Source organism: Pseudomonas sp. FFUP_PS_473 (assembly GCF_002858665.1).
Taxonomy (GTDB): domain Bacteria; phylum Pseudomonadota; class Gammaproteobacteria; order Pseudomonadales; family Pseudomonadaceae; genus Aquipseudomonas; species Aquipseudomonas defluvii.
Window position 1 is genome coordinate 1 of the sequence record NZ_PJQQ01000094.1, and the last position, 1190, is coordinate 1190.

Consider the following 1190-nt stretch of genomic DNA (forward strand, 5'->3'; position numbering starts at 1 on the left):
TCTGAAGTACCCACCGATTTTTGAGGCCCTCGCTGCTTGAGGTTCAAAAAATCCAAGTCGGCCGAAAAACAGACCCTTCTTGTCTTTAATTCACGGCTCTTTCCTCTTATCGTGCTGTTTCAGGGCGATCAGCCCGCATTACAGACGCACCTCTCCCGCATTCAACAACCGTTTTCGCACCATCCACAGGTTCGACAATGCGAACAAGGTTGTCTGTTGGGCGATGTTTTTCGACAAGCCACGAAAGCGTACTTTCGTGTAGCCAAACTGGAGCTTGATCACGCGAAAGGGATGTTCAACCTTGGCCCGCACCTGCGCTTTGGCGTATTCGATCTTGCGTCGCATACGCCCGATCAAACTCTTTTTTCCGTGCTTTCTATAGCTGCTGGGACGCGCGGCAATCGACCAAATCATCGTGCGGTTCTGATGCTCAGCACGCTTCTCCACACCGGTATAACCTGCATCGCCGCACACGTAAGTTTCCTCACCATGCAACAACTGATCGACCTGAGTCACGTCCGCCACATTCGCCGCCGTGCCCACCAGGCTGTGCACCAAGCCGGATTCGGCATCGACGCCGATGTGCGCTTTCATACCAAAAAAGTACTGATTTCCTTTTTTCGTCTGATGCATTTCCGGGTCGCGCTTGCCGTCCTTGTTCTTGGTCGAACTCGGGGCATGAATGATCGTCGCATCGACCACCGTGCCTTGGCGCAGCATCAAGCCACGGTCACCCAGATAGCCGTTGATGACCTGCAAGATCCCGCCCGCCAACTCATGTTTTTCCAGCAAGCGCCGGAAGTTGAGGATCGTGGTTTCATCGGGAATTCGATCCAGATGCAGCCCCGCGAACTGGCGCAGAATCGTCGTTTCATAGAGTGATTCTTCCATCGCCGGATCGCTGTAGCCGAACCAGTTCTGCATCAGATGAACCCGCAACATGGCCAGCAACGGATACGCCGGACGACCGCCTTCACCTTTCGGATAATGCGGCTCGATCAAGGCAATCAAGCCCTTCCAGGGCACGACCTGATCCATCTCGATCAGGAAGCGCTCACGGCGGGTCTGCTTACGTTTGCCGGCGTACTCAGCATCGGCGAAGGACATCTGTTTCATCGGGACTCAACCGTTCGATTCCTGTGAGGCGGGTATTTCACCAAATCTCGAAGCCTTTTTCAGAGTTTCCTTAG

The 1190-nt window shown here is 54.1% G+C and carries 1 protein-coding gene; it reads right to left on the reverse strand.

Annotated elements, in window-relative coordinates; genetic code table 11:
- Positions 1 to 138: 138 nt before the first annotated feature.
- Complete coding sequence (locus CYD26_RS24725; protein ID WP_102053913.1) at positions 139 to 1116, reverse strand: IS5 family transposase; 978 nt, start codon at positions 1114 to 1116, stop codon at positions 139 to 141.
- Positions 1117 to 1190: the final 74 nt, after the last annotated feature.